General features: G+C 63.1%; 11 protein-coding genes. 6 read left to right on the top strand and 5 right to left on the bottom strand.

The features are described from left to right. The first annotated feature begins 90 nt into the window (after nt 1-90). Genes QMG46_RS01210 through QMG46_RS01200 form a run of 3 tightly spaced genes read left to right on the top strand, consistent with a single transcriptional unit; the run spans nt 91 to nt 5,915 of the window. The gene (locus QMG46_RS01210) at nt 91-3,294 is read left to right on the top strand and encodes an efflux RND transporter permease subunit (protein ID WP_281850607.1); all 3,204 of its coding nucleotides are present in this window, start codon (nt 91-93) and stop codon (nt 3,292-3,294) included. After that, entirely contained in the window at nt 3,284-4,468 is a 1,185-nt protein-coding gene (locus QMG46_RS01205) for an efflux RND transporter periplasmic adaptor subunit (protein WP_281850606.1), read from the top strand. Before QMG46_RS01210 ends, QMG46_RS01205 begins: the two co-directional genes overlap by 11 nt. Beyond that, a complete protein-coding gene (locus QMG46_RS01200; protein WP_281850605.1) occupies nt 4,452-5,915 on the top strand; it encodes an efflux transporter outer membrane subunit in 1,464 nt (487 codons plus the stop codon). The genes QMG46_RS01205 and QMG46_RS01200 overlap by 17 nt, the downstream gene beginning before the upstream one ends. Nucleotides 5,916-6,091: 176 nt before the next feature. Here QMG46_RS01200 and tal read toward each other — a convergent pair whose 3' ends face one another. The 3 genes from tal to QMG46_RS01185 form a co-directional block, all read right to left on the bottom strand. Then, nucleotides 6,092-7,051, bottom strand: a complete 960-nt coding sequence (gene tal / locus QMG46_RS01195) for a transaldolase (protein WP_345781798.1) — start codon at nt 7,049-7,051, stop codon at nt 6,092-6,094. A gap of 70 nt (nt 7,052-7,121) precedes the next feature. Continuing rightward, nucleotides 7,122-8,420: an NAD(P)/FAD-dependent oxidoreductase gene (locus tag QMG46_RS01190; protein ID WP_281850603.1), complete on the bottom strand. Its 1,299-nt coding sequence runs from the start codon at nt 8,418-8,420 to the stop codon at nt 7,122-7,124. A gap of 68 nt (nt 8,421-8,488) precedes the next feature. Next, nucleotides 8,489-9,403 (bottom strand): LysR family transcriptional regulator, encoded by a 915-nt coding sequence (locus tag QMG46_RS01185; RefSeq protein WP_281850602.1) that lies wholly within the window; start codon nt 9,401-9,403, stop codon nt 8,489-8,491. Between the two features lie 118 nt (nt 9,404-9,521). Between QMG46_RS01185 and QMG46_RS01180 the strand changes: the two genes are divergently transcribed. Next, the gene (locus tag QMG46_RS01180; protein WP_281850601.1) at nt 9,522-10,289 is read left to right on the top strand and encodes an SDR family NAD(P)-dependent oxidoreductase; all 768 of its coding nucleotides are present in this window, start codon (nt 9,522-9,524) and stop codon (nt 10,287-10,289) included. A 155-nt stretch (nt 10,290-10,444) separates the two neighbouring features. Here the strand turns inward: QMG46_RS01180 and QMG46_RS01175 are convergent, their stop codons facing one another. Both QMG46_RS01175 and QMG46_RS01170 read right to left on the bottom strand, forming a co-directional pair. Next, on the bottom strand, nt 10,445-12,616 hold the full coding sequence (locus QMG46_RS01175) for a primosomal protein N' (protein ID WP_281850600.1): 2,172 nt from the start codon (nt 12,614-12,616) through the stop codon (nt 10,445-10,447). Nucleotides 12,617-13,067: 451 nt separating this feature from the next. After that, nucleotides 13,068-14,240, bottom strand: coding sequence for a DUF3667 domain-containing protein (locus QMG46_RS01170; RefSeq protein ID WP_281850599.1), 1,173 nt, complete (start codon nt 14,238-14,240; stop codon nt 13,068-13,070). Nucleotides 14,241-14,382: 142 nt separating this feature from the next. Here QMG46_RS01170 and QMG46_RS01165 point away from each other — a divergent pair, with 142 nt between their 5' ends. Both QMG46_RS01165 and QMG46_RS01160 read left to right on the top strand, forming a co-directional pair. Beyond that, nucleotides 14,383-15,777, top strand: a complete 1,395-nt coding sequence (locus QMG46_RS01165; RefSeq protein ID WP_281850598.1) for an MATE family efflux transporter — start codon at nt 14,383-14,385, stop codon at nt 15,775-15,777. Nucleotides 15,778-16,192: 415 nt separating this feature from the next. Further along, on the top strand, nt 16,193-20,680 hold the full coding sequence (locus tag QMG46_RS01160) for an ESPR-type extended signal peptide-containing protein (protein ID WP_281850597.1): 4,488 nt from the start codon (nt 16,193-16,195) through the stop codon (nt 20,678-20,680). The last annotated feature ends 64 nt before the right edge of the window (nt 20,681-20,744 follow it).

Genomic DNA, 20,744 nt, shown 5'->3' with positions numbered 1-20,744 from the left:
AATAATCTTCATCCGTCAGGCCATGCTGCCGGGCACGCTCCCGTGCGAAAATTTGCGGCGACGCATCATCAGCGCTCGGAATCCCCAGGCATGTTCAGTCTTGTCCGGATCGCTCTAACGCGACCGTATACGTTCGTCGTTCTCGCCCTGTTGATCCTCATCATCGGCCCGTTGTCGGCGTTGAGGACACCCACGGATATCTTCCCGGATATCAAGATCCCGGTGATCAGCGTGGTGTGGCAGTACACCGGCCTTCCGCCCGACCAGATGGCCGGGCGTATCACTTCGCCCTTCGAACGCGTGCTCACCACCACGGTGAACGACGTGGAGCATATCGAAGCCCAGTCGATCAACGGCTTTGGCGTAATCAAGATCTTCTTCCAGCCGGCGGTGGATATCCGCACCGCCAACGCGCAGGTAACCGCGGTTGCGCAGACCCTGCTCAAGCAGCTGCCGGCCGGCAGTACGCCGCCGTTGATCCTGAACTACAACGCCTCGACCGTACCGATCATCCAGTTGGCGTTGTCGGGCAAGGGCCTGACCGAGCAGAACCTGGGCGATCTGGGTCTGAACGCGGTGCGCCCGGTGCTGACCACGGTGGCCGGTGCATCGGTTCCCTATCCGTTCGGCGGCAAGACGCGTCAGGTGCAGATCGATATCGATTCGGCGGCCTTGCAGGCGCGTGGCCTGACCGCACAGGATGTGGCCAATGCGTTGGCGTCGCAGAACCTGATCGTCCCGGTGGGCACGCAGAAGATCGGCCAGTTCGAATACATTCTGCAGCTGAATAACGCACCGTCGGATATCAACGACCTGGGCGGCCTGCCGATCAAGACGGTCAACGGCACCACGGTGTATATCCGCGACGTCGCGCATGTCCGCGACGGCGCGCCGCCGCAGACCAATATCGTGCACGTCGACGGCAATCGATCGGTGCTGATGACGGTGCTCAAGAACGGTTCGGCATCGACGCTGGCCATCATCGCCGGCGTGAAGCAGAAGATCGCCGATGCGAAGAGCTCGTTGCCCGACACGCTCGAAGTGACGCCGATCGGCGATCAGTCGATCTTTGTGCGCGCGGCCATCAGCGGCGTGGCAAAGGAAGGCATCATCGCAGCCGCGTTGACCAGCTTGATGATTCTGCTGTTCCTGGGTAGCTGGCGCTCGACGGTGATCATCGCCGTCTCGATTCCGCTGGCGATTCTCAGCTCGATCGCGGCCTTGTCGGCGATCGGCGAGACGATGAACATCATGACGCTCGGCGGCTTGTCGCTGGCGGTGGGCATCCTGGTCGACGACGCTACGGTGACGATCGAGAACATCAACTGGCATCTGGAACACGGCAAGGATGTGGAGACCTCCATCCTCGACGGTGCGGCGCAGATCGTGACACCAGCCTTCGTGTCGCTGCTGTGTATCTGTATCGTGTTCGTGCCGATGTTCTTCCTGGAAGGCGTCGCGCGCTTCCTGTTTGTGCCGATGGCCGAAGCGGTGATGTTCGCGATGATCGCCTCGTTCATCCTGTCGCGTACCCTGGTGCCGACGATGGCCAAATACCTGCTGCATCCGCATGCACCGCACGTGGACGAGCATGGCCATCACGTATCGCTGCCGCCGTCGAACAATCCACTGGTCCGCTTCCAGCGTGGCTTCGAAACGCGTTTCGACAAGATTCGCGATGGCTACCACAGCCTGCTGGCGATGGCGATGGAACATCGCAAGGTGTTCGTCGTCGGCTTCCTCGGTTTTATCGTGCTGTCGTTTGGGCTGGTGCCGTTCCTCGGGCGCAATTTCTTCCCCGCGGTGGATGCCGGCCAGATCCTGATGCACGTGCGTGCGCCCATTGGTACGCGCGTGGAAGACAGCGCGGCCTTGTTTGCCGATGTGCAGGCAAGCATCCGCCGGATCATCCCGAAGGAAGAGCTCGGTACCGTGGTCGACAACATCGGCCAGCCGGTGTCGGGCATCAATACCGCGTACAACAACACCGGTACGATCGGTTCCTGGGACGGCGATATCCAGTTGAGCTTGAAGGAAGGCCATCACCCGACGGCCGACTACGTGCAGCGCATGCGCGAACAGCTGCCGCGCGAGTTCCCGGGCGTGACGTTCTCGTTCCCGCCCGCGGACATCATCAGTCAGATCCTGAACTTCGGTTCGCCCGCGCCGATCGATTTGCAGATTCGCGGTAACAATCTGCCAGCGAACTTCGAATACGCCAATGCCTTGCTGCGTGATATCAAGCGTGTACCGGGTGTGGCCGATGCGCGCATCCAGCAGTCGCAGGCGAACCAGGGTTTCAACATCAACGTGGACCGCACGCGTGCGCAGCTGGTCGGTGTGACCGAGCGAGACGTCACCAACTCGCTGGTAGTGAACCTGGCGGGCTCCAGTCAGGTGGCGCCCACCTATTGGTTGAATCCGCAGAATCAGATTTCCTATCCCATCGTGATGCAGACGCCGCAGTACAGCCTCAATTCGCTGTCGCAGCTCGAAAATCTGCCGGTCAACAGTACGGGCGGTGCACAGCAGGTGCTCGGCGGCCTGGCCAATTTCCAGCGTTACGCCGGCAATGCGGTGGTGAGCCAGTACAACATCCAGCCGATGGTGGAGATCTTCGCCACCACGCAGGGTCGTGACCTGGGCGCGGTGTCCAGCGATATCCAGAAGGTCGTGGCCGATCATGCCAAGGCGCTGCCGAAGGGTACCTCGATCGCGCTGCTCGGCCAGGTGCAGACGATGAACAGCGCCTTCTCGGGCTTGCTGTTCGGTCTGCTCGGTGCCGCAGTGCTGATCTACCTGCTGATCGTGGTGAACTTCCAGTCGTGGAGCGATCCGTTCGTGATCATCACGGCGCTGCCTGCCGCGTTGGCCGGCATCATCTGGATCCTGTTCGCCACGCACACGACCTTGTCGGTACCTGCATTGACCGGTGCGATCATGTGTATGGGCGTGGCCACGGCGAACTCGATCCTGGTGGTGAGTTTCTGTCGCGAACGCCTGGCCGAGCACGGCAATGCCACACTGGCGGCGCTCGAGGGCGGCTATGTTCGCTTCCGTCCCGTCTTGATGACCGCATTGGCGATGGTGATCGGCATGGGGCCGATGTCCATGGGCCTGGGCGAGGGTGGCGAGCAGAATGCTCCGCTCGGCCGCGCGGTGATCGGTGGTCTTATTTTCGCAACGACGGCGACGCTACTTTTCGTCCCCGTGGTGTTCAGCATCATCCACGCGCGGCACGGCCGCGCCCCGTCCCCGGCGCCTGCTTCCGGAGAGCCCGCACATGTCGTCTGAATTCAAAACTCCTACGCCGACCCATCCGCGCAAGCTGCGCCTGGCCGGACTGATCGCCGCGATCGTGGCGGTCGGCATCGTGGTCCTTGGCGTCACCTCGCGCGCCACCGATGCGCACAAGCTCAGGACCTGGACCGACGAGCAGGCTATTCCATCGGTCGCCGTCGTCGATCCGGAGCCGGGCAAGGCCGGTAACGGCCTGGAACTGCCTGGCCGTCTGGAAGCCTATTCGCGTGCGCCGATCTTCGCTCGCATCAACGGCTACTTGAAGAACTGGAAGGTCGATATCGGCACGCCGGTGAAGTCCGGCCAGTTACTGGCCGAGATCGACACGCCCGACCTCGATCAACAGCTGCTGCAGGCCAAGGCGGACTACGCCAGTGCGCAGGCCAATCAGGCGCTGGCGGCGATCACGGCCAAGCGTTGGCAGGCCATGCTCGGCTCCGATTCGGTGTCCAAGCAGGAAGTCGACGAGAAAACCGGCGACCTGACTGCCAAGAGCGCGCTCGCCAATGCCGCCAAGGCCAATCTCGATCGGCTGCAGGCGACCAAGGCGTTTGCGCGCATCATCGCGCCGTTCGACGGCATCGTTACCGCACGCAATACCGACGTCGGCCAGTTGATCAATATCGGCGGTGCGACCGGGCAGGAACTGTTTACCGTCTCGGACGTGCGCAAGCTGCGTGTCTACGTACAGGTGCCGCAGAACTACGTGCCCTCGATCAAGCAGGGAGCGGTCGCGACGCTCACGGTGCCGGAGCATCCTGGTCAGGTATTCAAGGCCACTGTGGAATCGTCTGCGCAGGCCGTCAATGCCACTTCCGGTTCGACCCTGGTGCAGTTGTCTGTCGATAACGCGGACAGCCAGTTGATGCCGGGCGCATTCGCCAACGTCAAGTTCGACCTGCCGATCAGTGCTACAGCGCTGCGCGTGCCGGCCAGTGCGCTGATCTTCGACAACCAGGGTCTGCGCGTGGCCACGGTGAGCGCCGACAACAAGGTGGCATTCAAGACGGTCACCATCGCGCGCGACTACGGCAAGAGCGTGGAAATCGGTGCCGGCCTGGACAAGGGCGATCGCGTGATCGAAAGCCCGCCCGATGGCCTGGCCAATGGCGACCCGGTGAAGATTGCAGACAAGACGGCGGACAAGCCCAATGAAAAGAAGGCTTAATTTCGCACTGACGCTGGCGGTATCGGCGGCACTCGCGGGCTGCTCGCTGGCACCGACCTACAAGGTGCCCGAAACGCCGGTGGCCGATCACTACAAGGAACCCGCGCAGCAGCAAGGCCCGTGGGTGCCCGCACAGCCATCCGATCAATTGACACGCGACGGCTGGTGGAAGGTCTATACCGATCCGCAGCTCAACGACCTGCAACAGCGCTTGCTGGCGCATAACGCCGACCTCGAAGCGGCGCTGGCGCATTTCGAGCAGTCGCAGGCGTTCTACCGTCAGGCGCGCGCCGATCTGTTTCCGCAAGTGGGCCTGAATGGCAATGCGCAGCGCGATCGCGAATCGGATACCAAGCCGCTGCGTGGCGCAACGTCGCCGGCCTGGTACAACACGTTCACGGCCACCGGCGGGATCGACTACGAAGTCGACCTGTGGGGTCGTGTGCGCAATGAGGTGACGTCGAGCAAGGATCAGGCGATCGCTGCCGCTGCCGACCTCGCGTCGGTGCAGCTGAGCCTGCAGGCGCAGTTGACCGACAGCTATGTGGTGTTGCGCGGCCTGGATCAGCAGGTCGACTTGCTCAAGCAAAGCACCGATGCGTTCGCCAAGGCCTTGCAGCTCACGCAGACCTTGCATCAAGGCGGCATCGTGTCTGGCCTTGACGTGGCGCGTGCGCAGACGCAGTTGTCGACGGTGAAGTCGCAATGGTCGCAGACGCTGGCGCAGCGCGCGTTGGTGGAGCATTCGATCGCGGTGCTGGTCGGTGAGACGCCATCGAAGTTCAGCATTGCGCCGGAGACCGCCGCGATCCCGCTGCCGACAATTCCGACCGATGTGCCGTCGACGCTGTTGCAGCGCCGCCCGGATATCGCCGCTGCCGAGCGTCGTACCGCAGCATCCAATGCGGAAATCGGCGTGGCACGTGCCGCTTATTTCCCGTCATTGGGCTTGAGTGCGCAAGGTGGCTATCAGAGCGACGTGTACGGTGGCTTGCTGTCGACACCGAACCGCATCTGGGCGTTTGGTCCGAACATCCTGGAAACCATCTTCGATGGAGGCCGCCGCAAGGCGCAGGTGGCTGCGGCCAAGGCAGCTACCGAGGAATCGGGTGCCAAGTACCGCAGCGTGGTCCTGAATGCGTTCGAGCAGGTCGAAGACAACCTCGCCCAGCTCGATCATCTGGGCACGGCGCGTGTCGACCAGAAGGATGCCGCCGATGCCGCGAAGCATTCGCTCGATCTGGCGATGGACCGTTACAAGCAGGGTGCGGTCGGCTATCTCGACGTAGTGCAGGCACAGACCGCATGGCTCGATGCACAGCGCAGTCTGCTCGATATCGATACGCGCCAGTTGCGTTCGAGCGTGCAGTTGATTCGCGCGCTGGGTGGCGGCTGGTCGACGGATGCGTTAGCCGATGCCTGGAAGAAGAAGCCGCAGGTGAATTGAAAAAAAAGCCGGCCATGGGCCGGCTTTTTTTAGGAGCGACTTCAGAGTTTTTTAAAAACTTTCCTATCCGTCGTCCCGGCGAAGGCCGGGACCCAGCGCCTTACGCTTCAACGTGCTGAAGACGCTGGGCCCCGGCCTTCGCCGGGGCGACGATGAAAACGGAGGTTATTCGAAGTTCACAACTTCGCAGCCAACAACTTCTCCAGCTTGCGCTGATCGACCGCAAACTTGCGAATACCCTCAGCCAGCTTGTCCGTGGCCATCGGGTCTTCGTTGTGGCCCCAGCGGAAATCGTTCTCGCTGAGCTTGGCCGGGCGCGCTTCGCGCTTGCCGTCGTCGTTGAGCTTGCGCGGCAGATCGCTCTGGTCGGCCTCGAGCTTCTCCAGCAGGTCGGGGCTGATGGTCAGGCGGTCGCAGCCGGCCAGTGCCTGGATCTGGCCGATATTGCGGAAGCTGGCGCCCATCACCACGGTCTCGTAGCCGTGCAGCTTGTACCAGCTGTAGATCATGCGCACCGACTTCACGCCCGGATCCTCGTCCGGCGTGTACGACTTGGTATCGGTGTTGGCGACGTACCAGTCCATGATGCGGCCGACGAACGGCGAGATCAGGAACACGCCGGCTTCGGCGCAGGCGACGGCCTGTTCGAACGAGAACAGCAAGGTGAGGTTGCAGTTGATGCCGCGCTTCTGCAGTTGCTCGGCGGCGCGGATGCCTTCCCAGGTCGACGCGAGCTTGATCAGCACGCGTTCGCGCTTCACGCCGGCGTCTTCATACATGCCGATCAGGCGTTCGGCCTTGGCGATGGATGCGTCGGTATTGAACGAAAGGCGAGCATCGACTTCGGTCGACACTCGGCCTGGCACGATGTCTAGAATCTTGCGGCCCACCGACACGGCTAGATGATCGCTGGCATCGATGATCTGTTGTTCGCGGTTGTTGCCCTTGGACTTGGCCCATTGCACGGCCTCGTCCTGCAGCGGCGCATAGCTCGGAATTTCCGACGCCTTGAGCAGCAAGGAAGGATTGGTGGTGGCGTCGACCGGCTTGTAGCGGGCGATCGCTTCGATATCGCCCGTGTCGGCGACGACGGTGGTGTATTGACGTAGCTGTTCGAGTTGGGAAGACACGGTCAGTTATCCAGTTCGCGTGGAAGGAGACAGCGCATTTTGGCATCTCCGTGGGAAGGAATCAGTGAAGATAAGGTCAGTCGCCGGGCGGGGTGCGCGCCTGGGCGGTCTCGTCCTTGCCGACCACGATGCGCGCGGAGCGCTCGTAGGTCCAGTACGCCATGGCCCAATCCATCAAGACGACCAGCCGGTTACGGAAGCCGATCAGGAAGTAGACGTGGGCCACCAGCCAGATCCACCACGCCAGCATGCCGGAGATCTTGATGCGGCCGAACTGGGCCACCCCGGCCATGCGGCCGATGGTCGCCAGCGAGCCATCGTCGCGATAGCGGAAGGGCGTGGCCGAGGCCTGGCCTTCGACGCGTGCCCGCACGCTTCGAGCGACATGGTTTCCCATCTGCTTGGCCGCAGGCGCCACGCCGGGGACCGGCTTGCCGTTGGCCTGGGTGGCGGCGGCGAGATCGCCGATGACAAAGACGTTGGGGTGGCCCGGCAGGCTGAGATCCGCCTCGACCTGCACACGTCCGGCGCGATCGGTGGGTGCGCCCAGCATGGCCCCGACCGGTGAGGCCGAGACGCCGGCGGCCCACAGCACGGTGTGCGACGCGATGTGTTGATCGCCGAGCTTGACGCCGTGTTCGTCGATGGTGCTGACCGCTTCACCGGTGCGCACTTGCACGCCCAGGCGTTCCAGCTGTTTTTTTGCCTTGGCGGAAAGGTCGTCATCGAAGGCCGGCAGCACGCGCGGGCCGGCTTCGACCAGCAGGATATTGGCCTTGCGCGGATCGCTGCGACGAAATTCGCGCGGCAGGGTATGACGAGCGATTTCCGCCAGCGCGCCGGCCAGTTCCACGCCAGTGGCGCCCGCACCGACAATGACGAAGTTGAGCCATGCCTGGCGCTTTACCGGATCGTCTTCGCGCTCGGCGTGTTCGAAAGCGAGCAGTACGCGGCGACGGATGGTAAAGGCGTCGTCCAGGGTTTTCAGGCCGGGCGCGTAGGGCGCCCAATCGTCGTGGCCGAAATAGGCGTGTGTCGCGCCGGTGGCAACGATCAGATAGTCGTAGCCGATCTCGCCTTGAGTCAGGTGAACATGCTGTGCGGTGGTGTCGACACCGACGACTTCATCCATCAATGTGGTGACGTTTGCCTGCTTGCGCAGAATGTGCCGCAACGGTGCAGCGATTGACGGCGCGGACAGACCCGCCGTGCCCACCTGATAAAGCAGTGGCTGAAACAGATGGTGGTTGCGGCGATCGATCAGGGTAATGCGCACCGGTGCATTGGCAAGCGTGCGGGCCGCGGCAAGTCCACCAAAGCCGCCACCGAGTATCACCACGTGCGGACGTGAATCGACGGGTCGTGAGTCGGTCATGTTTCCTCTCGCTGCAAACGTGTGGTCGCGCACGTTTCATATGGGGGCGCGACGTCTCATTATCACCTTCACAGGGCGCTAAGGCCCTCCAGGGAAGGCGCCAGCAACGCGCCGAGCCAGGCCATGAAGACCTGTGTACGCCGCGGCAGGTTGTGCCGTTGTGCATAGAGAAACGACATCGGCATCGCTTCGGCGCGATACTCGGGCATGACTTCGACCATCGCGCCGCTTTCCAACAAAGGGCGCACGCCGGCCTCCGGTGCCTGGATGATGCCCAGCCCCGCCAGGCAGGCCGCTTCATAGGCTTCAGTGTTATTTACCGTGATCACGCCGCGCATGGCGATGTGGCGATACGCCACGCCATCGCGATACTCGAAGCCCAACGGCCGGCTGCCGAGCGTGTTGGCGTAATGAACCAGCCAGTGCCGCGGCAAATCGTCCAGCGTGCGCGGTACGCCGTGTTCGCGCAGATAAGCCGGGCTGACGCAGTTGACGATGCGCAAGCTACCGAGCGTCCTTGCAACCAGACTGGAATCGTCGAGAACGCCCACGCGCAGGACACAGTCGAAACCTTCGGCGATCAGATCGACCTTGCGGTCGGTGCTGCTCAGTTCGATCTCCAGTTGCGGATGATCGCGCAGGAAATCCGCTAGCCGTGGAATAACCGTGCGATTGGCGATGCTGATCGGCATGTCTACGCGCAAGCGTCCGCGCAGGCATTGTTTGTCGTGCTGAAACATCGATTGCAGTTCGTCCAGGTCGCCAAGCAGCTCCTTACAACGCGCGTAGAAGGCCTGGCCATCCTGGGTGGGCTGTACGCGTCGTGTCGTGCGGTGCAGGAGTTGCGCGCCGAGCTGGTTTTCCAGTTGGCGAATGGCGATCGAGACACTGGCCTTGGGCAACCCCAGGCTATCGGCCGCCCTGGTGAAGCTCGCCAGCTCGGTGACGCGGACGAAAGCCTGCATGGCGTCGATCGGGTTCATGGCGGGCCATTGTTGTTGGAAAATGAACACTCAAATCATATTCCCCTGATTTATGTGTGCCTAGCCAATCAATACATTGTCGTTTGTCCAGGGCCATTCCGACCCGAGGGAGCTTTCCATGAACACAGCAAATGCCCGTATTGCCTTGATCACCGGCGGCAACCGCGGCCTGGGCAAGAACGCCGCCCTGGCTTTGGCTGCCGAGGGCGTGGATGTCGTGATCACCTACCGTGGCAACCGTGCCGAGGCCGAGGCGGTCGTTGCCGATATCACCAAGCTGGGGCGTCGTGCGCACGCCTTGCAGCTGGATGTCGGTGTCGTCGGCAGCTTCGAGGCCTTCGCGCAGCAGTTGCGTGATGTGTTGCGCCAGCAGTGGCAGCGCGAACAGTTCGATTACCTGGTCAACAACGCTGGCGTGGGTATTCACGCGAGCTTTGCCGAGACTACCGAAGCGCAGTTCGACGAACTGGTGAATGTGCATTTCAAGGGCGTGTTTTTCCTGACCCAGACCTTGCTGCCGCTGATCGCCGATGGCGGTCGCATTCTCAACGTGTCCTCCGGCCTGGCGCGTTTCAGCTTCCCGGGATATTCCGCTTATGGTGCGATGAAGGGCGCGATCGAGGTATTGACGCGTTATCTCGCCAAGGAACTGGGTGCGCGTGGCATTGCGGTCAATGTTCTCGCCCCAGGCGCGATCGAAACGGACTTCGGCGGTGCGGCCGTGCGCAACAGCGCGGAGCTCAAGCAGCAGATCGGTGCGCTGACGGCACTGGGTCGCGTGGGACAGGCGGACGATATCGGTGGTGTGGTGGCGGCGCTGCTGTCGCCGGCAATGGGGTGGGTGAATGGGCAGCGGGTTGAGGCGTCGGGCGGGATGTTGCTCTGATTGACGTATTGCGCGAGCACCCGGCCCCCTCACCCCAACCCTCTCCCCCGGCAAGCCAGGGGAGAGGGGGCTGATGAGGTAAGCCTTCAACGTTTCGCGCTTTTGCTCCCTCTCCCCTGGCTTTGCCGGGGGAGAGGGCTGGGGTGAGGGGGGCTCTAGTACAAATCCACCGGATCCACATCCAACGACCACCGCACCCGCCTTCCGGATGCCATCCCGGCAAGCAACCGTTGCCAGGGCCGCAATGCCGCATGCAACACCGCACGACTGTCGGCTTCGATCAACAACTGCCCGCGATGCCTGCCCGCTCGCAACGGCATCGGCGCCGGCATCGGGCCGGCGATCTGCAGACCTTCACTCGGCAGCGCATCGCGTGCCTCGGCAAGAAACGTATCGACATGCATGCGCTGATGCGCTTCGGCGCGCAGCAGCACCTGATGGCTGTACGGCGGCAACATCGAAAGCTTGCGTTCGGTAAGTAATTCCCTGGCCGCTGCGCCATAGCCCTGCGCGAGCAGGCCGCGCAGCAGCGGATGATCCGGATGATGCGTCTGCAACAACACGCGTCCCGGCTTGCGTGCACGGCCGGCACGGCCGGCAACTTGCACCACCAGCTGCGCAAGACGCTCGTTCGCGCGAAAGTCGACGCTGTGCAAACCCTCATCGACGCCAACGATCGCCACCAGCGTGAGGTTCGGCAGATCGTGGCCCTTGGCAAGCATCTGCGTGCCGACCAGGATCGCCGGTGCGTCCTCGCGCAGGCCGTCGAGAATCTGCTCGAACGCATCGCGACGGCGTGTGGTTTCCCGATCGATACGCAGCACAGGAACGTTCGGAAACTGTGCGGCCAGCGCCTCTTCGAGGCGCTCGGTGCCCTGGCCTTGCGGCTTCAGGTCCTGCACGCCGCACGCCGGGCATTCGCCGGGAACGCGCGCCTGATAGTCGCAGTGATGGCAGATCAACTGCTGTCGTGCGAAGTGCAGCGTGAGTGGATGCTCGCAGCGCGGGCACTGTGCGTACCAGCCGCAATGATGGCAGAGCAGCACCGGGGCATAACCGCGGCGGTTGCGAAACACCAGCGCCTGCTCGCCGCGCGCCACGGTCTCGCTGACCGCGGCAAGCAGGGTCGGCGACAGGCCATGCTCCAGTCGCTGCGTGCGCATGTCGACGATCTGTACCTGCGGCGGCCGGGATGCACCGGGACGGGCGCGCAGATGCAGCGCGCGATAGCGGCCAGCTTGCACATTGGCCAGCGATTCCAGTGACGGCGTGGCCGAGCCGAGCACGATCGGTACCTTCAGTTCGCGTGCGCGCAGCAGCGCCAGATCGCGCGCGTGATAGCGAAAGCCGTCCTGCTGCTTATAGGCCCCATCGTGTTCTTCGTCGACGATGATCAGGCCCACGTTCGGCAACGGAGTGAATACCGCCGAGCGCGTGCCGAGCATCAACTTGGCGTCGCCCGAGCGCATACGTAGCCAGGCGCGCGCGCGCTCGCCCTCAGCGAGGTTGGAGTGCATGACTTCGGCGGTTACGCCCAGTCGGTCGCGCAATCGGCGCACGGTTTGCGGAGCCAGGCCGATTTCGGGAATCAACAACAAGGTCTGCTGGCCGCGCGCGAGAACCTGTTCGATCAGCGCGAGATACACCTCCGTCTTGCCGCTGCCGGTCACGCCGTCGAGCAGATAGGGCTGGAAGCTGCCGAAACTGGTGCCGATGGCGGCGATGGCTTGCTGCTGTTCGTCGGTCAGGGGCAACGCCGGTGCCGTCACGGCGATGGCGTGGGAGAAGGCGCGTTCGTTGCGCGTGATCAGGCCTGCGCTATCGAGGCGTCGCGCGGCATCGCGCCAGCCAGGCAGTGCCAGCTCCAGTTCGGTGGTAGTGAGCGGCCCCTCGGCCAGCGCATCGAGCAGGCGGCGACTGCCGCCGCGCCGGCTGCCGGCATCGCGCGCGCTCTGCCCGGCGGCATTGAGGCTCCAGACTTCCTCGCCGGTCGCCGGTAGGGGTTTGTCTTCGCGTAGGGCCAGCGGCAAGGCGTTGGCATAGGCCTCGCCGGGCGCACCCAGCCAGTAGTCGGCCGACCACGCCAGAGTTTTCATCAGCTCGGCATCGAGCAGCGGAGCGTCGTCCAATACGCGCAGGACGCGCTTGAGGCGGTTGCCACTGAGGCTGGACTCCACATCCGTGGCAGTGACCACACCGACTGCCTTGCCCCGACCGAACGGCACCAGCACCCGGCTGCCGGCTTCCGCCCGGCCATGCTCGGCGGGCAGGTAGTCGAACAGGGTCGGTAGCGGAACGGGTAGGGCGACGCGAAGTACGGCGGGCATGGAGACCTCGTGGCGGGCTAGTGTAACCGGAGCCTCTACCAGCCCTCGACGCCGTTGACCGAGAAACGGCTTGATCGGGAGTTAGGTCGACCGTGGCGGTTGTTGCGCACGCTTGCTGTTCCGTCATCTAGGAATGGAGGGTAAGTGGCTAACCCGTCGTATGTTTTTCCTTTATCCACAAGACCTGTGGATAAGTCTGTGGATGGACCGGGGAAGGAGCCCCGAAAAACGCGCAGTGACGGTGTTCATGACGCGCTGTTCAAGTTTTGACCACGTCAAAAAATCTTTATAAATCAATGCAATGAATAAGTCGCTTGGCCAGCGTTCATGCAGTTGCCACACCTGAAGTCAATAGCTTGACAGAGCTGTGACGCTGTGCAAAACCCGGCCGCGACAGGTGCTTTTCGGGACCGGGCATCCTTCTGGATGAGGCTGCTATGTGAACTGGGTCTCAATGCGCCATGCCCAGAATCACGGCGAAAAGCAGCGCAAAAAAGAGCATCCACAGGTAGCACCAGCCGACCACGAAGTACTTCACGCTGGTCAGGAACCAGCCCTGCCGGTAAACCCGTTTCTGCATCAGCAACAGGTAGACCAGTGCCCAGATCGCCAGTGCCCATTCGAGCAGGCGAAAGACGGAACCCAGCCAATTGCCGGCATGGGGGACCAGCCAGGCCGCCAGCATGCTCAGCACGATGCCGACGATCAGGTTCAGAAACAGGAAGGCGTGGCTGTGCAGGGCCACGATCAGGTGTTCCATGTAGAGCCGGCGGCGGAAGATGTACATGATCTTCAGCAGCAGGGCGAAGATCGGCATCAGCACGAACATGGTCTGGGGCAACACGGCGAACGTGCCCGCCTTGAGCCGCTCCATGGCGTCGTCGCGGGCCTCCCCCTTGGCTTTCATGGCCAGCAGATTGAGCTTCATGTGCTGCAGGCCCTTTTCCAGCCGTGCGTTCATGAAGCCCGGCAGCCAGGCGATGTCGACATGCGTCGGCTTGAAAAGCCAGCCTTTTTTGTCGCCTTCGTCCAGTTGTACGAGACCGTCGTCGCTCTCGCTGGAACTGGCCTTGGCCGGCGCGCTCCCATCGAGTTCGGCGGTGCGTTGCGCCGCTTGCTTGCGCAGTGCCGCTTCGGCCAGATCCAGGCCCGTCGATGAGCCGACCGCCTCGCGTGTCAGGCGCAGCTGGGCGACCTGCTGATCGAGCTTTTTCTTCACTTCCAGTGTGGTGCCGGCGTCGGCGAACGCATTGATCGGCGCCGACGGTCCATGCGTCGCCTCGGCGTGACTGATTTTGTTGGTGGCCTGATCGAGCGCGATATGCCCCAGGAAGAACGCCAGCAGGCACAGCACGAACATAAGGCGAAAGGGCGCCACATAGCGCACTCGGCGGCCGGAGAAATACTCCAGCGTCAAGAACCCAGGCTTGGTCAGCAACGGCGGTATCGTGTGCATCGCACGGCCGTCGACGTGTAGCACGATGTCGAGCGTGTCCTCGAGCATGCCGTGGACCGGCTTGAGCACGCTGTGGATCGATTGTCCGCATTCGTGGCAAAACTCGCCGTGCATCGGCGTGGCGCAATTGGCGCACAGAAGCCCGCCGGACTCGGTGATTTCTTTCATGCTTGGCCCCAACCCCTCAGGAGCACGCGATGTTCGCATAGGCAGCGCCAATGCACACGTGCGCATCGCGGCCTTTTGTCGCCAAAGGGCCTATAGGGCGCGTGGCGGGGCATTGTTAGAATGCAGTGCCAAGGAGCCCACTATGACTTCCCCTCGCCTCGATCGCGCCAGGGCGGCGCACGAGATCGGCGCCACGATTCGTCTGGCGCTACCTCTGATCACTGCGCAATTGGCCGCCGTCGGAACCAACGCGGTCGATGCGGTGCTGGCCGGTCATGTCAGCGCGCATGTGCTTGGCGCCGTAGCCGTAGGCACCAGTATCTGGGCGCTGGCGATCGTCAGCGGCATTGGCATGATGATGGCCGTGCCGCCTTCGGTATCGCAGCTCGATGGCGCCGGTCGCCGCGCGGAGATCGGCGCGGTATTCCGTCAGGCGTTATGGCTGGCCATAGGCATGGGCGTGTTGCTGTGGTTTGCGGTACGGCACGCAGGGCCGCTGATCGGCATGATCGGCGTTGCGCCGGGCCTGCGTCACGACGTGAGCGAGTTCCTGTATGCCATCAGCTGGGGCGCGCCTGCGTTGACCTGCTATTTCGCGCTACGCGGTTTGTCCGAAGGCCTGTCGCTTACGCGCCCTTCGATGTACTTCAGCCTGGGCGGGCTGATGATTCTCGCGCCGCTTGGCTACGTGTTGATGTTCGGCAAGTTCGGCATACCGCCACAGGGTGCGCGCGGTTGCGGTATCGCGACCGCCCTGGTGCTGTGGCTGGAAATGCTGGGTTTTGCTTTCTATATCTCACGTCATCGCAACTATCGCGGCTTGAATCTGGGCGAGCATTTTGATCCACCGCGCCTGCACAAGCTTGGCGAGCTGATCAAGATCGGCTTGCCTATGGCGATCACGCTGCTGGCCGAAGGCGGCTTGTTCGTCGGGGTGGCGCTGCTGATCGGTTCATTGGGCGAGGACATTGTCGCCGGCCATCAGGTGGCGCTGAATATCGCCTCGTTGTTCTTCATGATTCCGCTCGGCCTGGCTATGGCCATCACCGTGCGCGTCGGCAATGCGGTCGGGCGCGGCGATGCGATCGGCGTGCGCTATGCCGGCTTCTGCGGCATCGGCCTTACCTTGGTCACCCAGTTGTTTTCAGCGGGGGTGATGCTGAGCCTGCCGCATTTCATTGCGTCGCTATATACGCATGACACTACGGTGATTGCGTTGGCGTCGCGGCTGATCGTACTGGCGGGATTTTTCCAGTTCTCCGATGGCATCCAGGTTGCCTCCAATGGAGCCTTGAGGGGCCTGAAGGACACACGCGTACCCATGGCGATCACCCTGTTCGCCTATTGGGTCATCGGCATGCCAGTCGGCTGGTGGTTGGGTTTTCACCAGCAGATGGGCGCACGAGGCATGTGGATGGGCTTGATCGCGGGCCTGAGCGTTGCGGCCTTGCTGCTGTTTGCCCGTTTCTGGCGCGGCGCCGCGCGCGAGGCATGGCGGAGCCGGCCTGATCGCGAGATGGCTTCAACCATTCACTGAAGCGGCGCCCACATCTCGCTATCGCTTCCCGAGTTTTCGTCGGAGCGACTTCAGTCGCGCCCGCATTAAAGAGCGGGCGCTGTCTCAAATGTCCTTGATATTGATTTAAAACTATTCCGAATTATTCGTTCCTGGCTCGGAAAGCTCCACTTTTAGGGCAAGTTTTATATATCGATCTTCCGGGGATGCCTACGATGGGCTCACGCCTCGGAGCGAATCGGGGCGCACGCGATAAGGCACGCCAGGTGGCGGCCACAGCAAAGCCCAGGGGGTCATGACGCAAGGCGTCAACGACTGGGGCAACCGGACACGGAGAACAACTTCAAACGCGCGATCTGCTGCGCGGCGGAGAAGTGCGGTCCGGAGAAACGCATCGCGTAACCACCCATTCAAACCTGCGCACTGGAGTCCTCGTATGAACACCATCTATCGCATCGTGTGGAACGCGGCTACCGGCAAATGGATCGTCGCTTCGGAACTGGCCAAGGGCCGCAAGAAGAAGTCCGCTGCGAAGGTCGCCGTGCTGGCGCTGGCCCTGGCGGGCCTGAGCGCGCCCGTCGCGTTTGCGGCCGACACCGATTCACAGGACCAGACTGAAAAAGTAGACGAAGGCAAGAGCGACACAATCACCCCGTTCTATGCGATTGGCGGCGGCGACGACGGCGGCCGCGCCGACAACGTTGCCATCGGTAGCAGTGCAGCCACGCTCAGCCAGAATTCGGTAGCCATCGGCAGCAATGCCATTGCCAATAACGTCGCCAACGTGGCGATCGGCTGGGGCGCCAACACGACCGGCTCCAACGCGGTCTCCCTGGGCTACAACGCGACCGCCAATGGCAATTATGCGATATCGCTGGGCGGTGGCTCGACGGCGTCGGCCGGGCGTGCGACCGCGTTGGGCACAGATACCGTTGCGAGCGGCGCGAACAGCACCGCCCTGGGCAATGCTGCAAAGTCGCAGGGTAGCCTCTCGGTTGCCGTCGGCAACAGCACCGCTACGTCGACCGCGGCGAATTCTGCCGTGGCCATCGGCAGCAATGCCTCGGTGACCGACACGGGAACCAACAGCGTCGCGCTTGGCCACGCCAGCGTAGCCGACCGCGCGAACACTATCTCCGTCGGCGCCTTCGGTAGCGAGCGCCAGATCGTCAACGTGGCGGCCGGCACGGCCGATACGGATGCGGCGAACGTCGCCCAGCTCAAGGGCACGGCCGAAAGCGTCGCCGATATTATCGGTGGCGGCGCGACTGTCGGCGCGGATGGAACGATTACCGCGCCCAGTTACAGCGTGGGCGGCACGACCGTCAACAATGTCGGTGACGCGATCAGCAATATCGATGGGCGCGTAACCAAGAACACGGGTGATATCGTCACCGTTCAGAACAACCTGACGGCTGCTACGCGTTACTTCAAAGCCAGCGGCAAGAACGACGGTACCGACGATGCTGTAGCCGGTACCAATTCCGTGGCCGCGGGTCCGAGCGCCTCGGCCAGAGGTAATGGTGCGGTTGCCGTGGGTTCGGGTGCTGCGGCGAACTACAACAATGCCATCGCGATCGGCGCCGGCGCATCCATCACAGGGTCCACCGGCGGTTACGACGGCAGGACCAGTCTGGCGATCGGCGGAAATGCCACTGCGGCTGGGCAAAACACGGTCGTGCTCGGCTATGGCGCGAGCGCTAATAGCCTCAATGCCAGTGGCACGGCGGGGTCGACTGCCATCGGCGCGAATGCCACCGCCAACGCCTGGAATGCGACGGCATTGGGTTACGGCGCAGCTGCAAGCAATGACGTTACTACGGCGATCGGTCGCTCCTCGGCGGCATCGGGCGCTCGTTCAACCGCCATTGGCGGCAACTCGTCGGCAACGGCAAGCTACGGCGTGGCCTTGGGCTATGGCTCCACCGCCACTCGCGCTAATAGCGTGGCGGTGGGCAACGCCACCTTGCAGCGTCAGATCACGTTCGTGGCTGCAGGTACGCAGAACACGGATGCGGTGAACGTATCGCAGCTTCAGTCGGTGGTGGCCGGTTTGGGGGGCGGTGCGTCCATCAACCCGACCACCGGCGCCGTAACCGGCCCGACGTACAGCGTTGGCGGCACCGATGTGTACAACGCTGGCGACGCGATCAGCAATATTGATAGCCGTGTGATTCAAAATGCGGGCGACATCGTTAATGTTCAGAACGATCTGACCGCGGCGACGCGTTACTTCAAGGCCGATGGTCTGAACGACGGCTCCGACGACGCGTTGGCATCCGGTTGGCTGTCCGTGGGCATGGGCCCGGGATCGGCTGCGACCAGCGCGCGCAGCATCGCCATCGGCTCGGGTGCGCAAGCAACGACCAACGAGGGCACGATCGCCATCGGCGCCAATAGCCGGGCGACCGGCGAGAACTCGGTTGCCTTGGGCTACGGCTCCGAGGCCGATCGTGACAACGTGGTGTCGATCGGCTGGGGCATGGGCGGTAACGGTACGCGTCAGCTCATCAATGTCGCCAACGGTACGGAAAATGCCGATGCGGTGAACGTGCAGCAGCTCAAGCCGTTGATTTCGGCGCTGGGCGGCGGTGCCGCGATGAATGGCAGCGGTGTCGTGACCGGCCCGCAGTACACCGTGGCCGATCTGGACAACGGTGGTGACAAGACCGTCGATAACGTGGGCGATGCGCTGGGTCAACTCAATGCCAATACGGTCCAGCTCGATGGCCGCGTGACCAAGAACGAAGGCGATATCGTCACCATCGGCGACCGCGTCAGCAGCGCCGAGACCAACATCACCAACCTCGACGGCCGCGTGACCAAGAACGAAAGCAGTATCGTCGACATCCGTAACGAGCTGGGCAGCGGCTCGCTTGGCCTGGTGCAGCAGGATGCGACGTCGCGCGACATCACGGTGGCCGCGGGCACAGACGGTGGCCGGGTGAACTTCGCCGGCACGGACGGCGCGCGCAAACTGGCGGGCGTGGCCGATGGCGAACTGTCATCGACGAGCGACGAGGCGGTGAACGGCTCGCAGCTGTTCGCGACGAATGAGCGCGTGACCAAGAACGAAGGCGATATCGTCACCATCGGCGACCGTGTGAGCAGCGCCGAGACCAACATCACCAATCTCGACGGCCGCGTCACCAAGAACGAAAGCAGCATCGTCGATATTCGCAACGAGCTGGGTAGCGGCTCGCTTGGCCTGGTCCAGCAGGATGCGACGTCGCGCGACATCGCGGTGGCCGCCGGTACGGACGGTGGCCGGGTGAACTTCACCGGCACGGACGGCGCGCGCAAGCTGGCGGGCGTGGCCGATGGCGAACTGTCGGCGACGAGCGACGAGGCAGTGAACGGCTCACAGCTGTTCGCGACGAATGAGCGCGTGACCAAGAACGAGGGCGATATCGTCACCATCGGCGACCGTGTGAGCAGCGCCGAGACCAACATCACCAACCTCGATGGCCGCGTGACCCAGAACGAGGGCGACATCGTCACCATCGGCAACCGCGTGACCAGCAACGAGACCAACATCACCAACCTCGATGGTCGCGTGACCAAGAACGAAGGCGACATCGTCAATCTGGGCGATCGCATCAGCAACGGCTCGGTGGGTCTGGTCCAGCAGGCCGGCGCGAGTGCGGCCATCACCGTGGCGGCCGCAACCGGCGGCGGCATCGTCGACTTCACCGGTACCGACGGCACGCGTCAGCTCAAGGGCGTATCCGAGGGTAGCGATGGAACCGATGCGGTCAACGTTTCGCAGTTGCGTAACGAGCTCGCCAAGGCGAGTGCAGGCGATACGCGTTACTTCAAGGCCGACGGCGTCAATGACGGCAGCGATGACGCTGTCAACACCGGCAGCCGTTCGGTAGCAATTGGCGCAGGTAGCCAGGCAACGGCCGACAATGCAGTGGCCCTGGGCGCCGGTTCGGTGGCTGATCGTGCCAACGCGGTTTCGGTCGGCTCGGCCGGCAATGAACGTCAGATCGTCAACGTGGCCGACGGTACGGAAGACACCGATGCGGTGAACGTGCGTCAGCTGAAGTCGTCCGGCCTGATCGGCGACGACGGCAGTCTGATGGATGCGGTGGTGTATGACGCCGGTTCCAGCCGCGGCTCGATCACGCTCGGCGGCGTCGCCGGTACGACCATCACCAACGTGATGGCCGGTCTGGTCGCGCCGGGCAGCATGGATGCGATCAATGGCGGTCAGTTGTGGGGTGTGCAGGATCAGATCAACAAGCTGGGCGACCGTGTCACGACGATCGAGAACGGCAGCGGCGGTGGTACGTCCCCGGCCGATCCGCTCCAGCCGAGTGACGGTAACCCGCACTTCGCTTCGAGCGGCGACGCCGGCAAGCCGGCCACGGCGACGGGTGGTTCCAGCGTGGCGGCCGGCGAAGGCGCGGCAGCGGTGGGCAACAACAGCACGGCGATCGGTGCTGGCGCGAGCGTGACAGGCAACAACTCGGTGGCGATTGGCGCCGGCTCGGTAGCCGATGCCGACAACACGGTATCGGTCGGTTCGGCAGGCAACGAGCGCAGGATCACCAACGTGGCCGCCGGTACACAGCGTACGGACGCCGCCAATGTCGGCCAGCTGCAGGACGCGATGAGCAACCTGCAGGACTGGACGCAAGGCCAGGTCAACGGCTTGTCCAAGAAGGTCGACAACGTGCAGCGTCAGGCCAACCGTGGCATCGCGGCCTCGGCTGCCCTGGTCAACAACATGCCGTATCTGCCGGGCAAGGTCACATTGAACGCAGGCGTGGCGGCTTACCGCGGCCAGAGCGCGCTGGGTGTGGGTGTCTCGCGCTGGAACGACAGCGGTCGTTTCAACGTGAATGCAGGTATCTCCGCTGCACAGGGCGATGCTCCTATCTTCCGCGTCGGCGTGGGCGTAGTGCTGGGCGACTGAAACAGATAGCCCACATCTGGATTCGGCTTTTTCGGAATCCAGGTTTTCATTGGCCCGGGAGTCA

This window comes from Dyella sp. GSA-30 (assembly GCF_027924605.1).
In the GTDB taxonomy this organism is placed as follows: Bacteria; Pseudomonadota; Gammaproteobacteria; order Xanthomonadales; family Rhodanobacteraceae; genus GSA-30.
Note: the sequence above shows the minus strand (reverse complement) of the source record. Positions and strands in the feature narration are given on the sequence as shown.